We start from the raw sequence: 925 nt of genomic DNA on the forward strand, positions 1-925 counted from the left end.
CCCACAGCCAGCCGGAGCAGGACTTACCGCCTTTCCGGGTATCAAGGAGCCTCAGGGACGTTTCATCAGCATGAATAACATCCCGTGTCAGAAGCTCATGGCGTAACAATTTTGCCAGCGGTGCCAGTGCAGCTCCGGCGACACCAACCATATCCGCCATTGTACTGACGGGAACCTCCACCCCCATTCGGGAGAAGATATGCTGCTGGCGATACAGGGGAAGATGGTCGGTATATTTGCTGATGACAACCTGTGCGACGACCGATGGCTCAACAGCACTTTTCGGAAGGATATGTGCCGGCATTTTTCCGCTGAACACTTTCTCACAGCAGGGACAGCTGTACTGCGGACGGATATAGCGATTGACCACAACCTGTGCGGGGATATATTCCATTTTCTCGCTGACTTCATTGCGAATGAAGTGCAGGGATTCATTACATTCCGGGCAACGTTCTTCTGCTGCCGGGATAACCTTTTCAACCCGGGGAAGATGTGAGGGTAAAGCTTTACGAACAGGACGTGTTGTTGTTTTTTCTTCGTCCCCGGTCTGAGGAAGCAGTCTGTCCAGATACGCCGAGATTTCTGCGATATCCGCGTCAACATCCTCTTCGAACAGGGAACGCTGCATCCCGGCCAGTGATTCGCATTTTTTACCAAAACGCTGCTGGCGTGCGAGCTTCATCTGCTCTTCCAGTATGCGGATACGGTTCTGAAGTTCTGCATTCTCAGCCATGACTTTTTGCACCATGGCAATTGCCAGAGCGCGAAGCTGTTCAGGGTCACGGGTGGTACTGAGAAGCGAGATATCCATGCGGTGGATTATACGACATCACGCATGGATATTCATTATATTTCATTGAGTTATTGCATTGCTCTGGGCATCTGCAGGTTCTTCCTGGTACACCCATTTTGCCAGGTCATGGCC

1 protein-coding gene is annotated in these 925 nt (G+C 51.6%); it reads right to left on the reverse strand.

Annotated elements, in window-relative coordinates; genetic code table 11:
* Positions 1-811, reverse strand: an 811-nt coding sequence (tnpC, locus tag EQY_RS0104300) for an IS66 family transposase (protein ID WP_024212396.1), incomplete at its 3' end; no start/stop codon positions are given.
* Positions 812-925 lie beyond the last annotated feature (114 nt).

Origin of the sequence: Escherichia sp. TW14182, assembly GCF_000208525.1 — a bacterium.
GTDB classification, from domain to species: Bacteria; Pseudomonadota; Gammaproteobacteria; order Enterobacterales; family Enterobacteriaceae; genus Escherichia; species Escherichia ruysiae.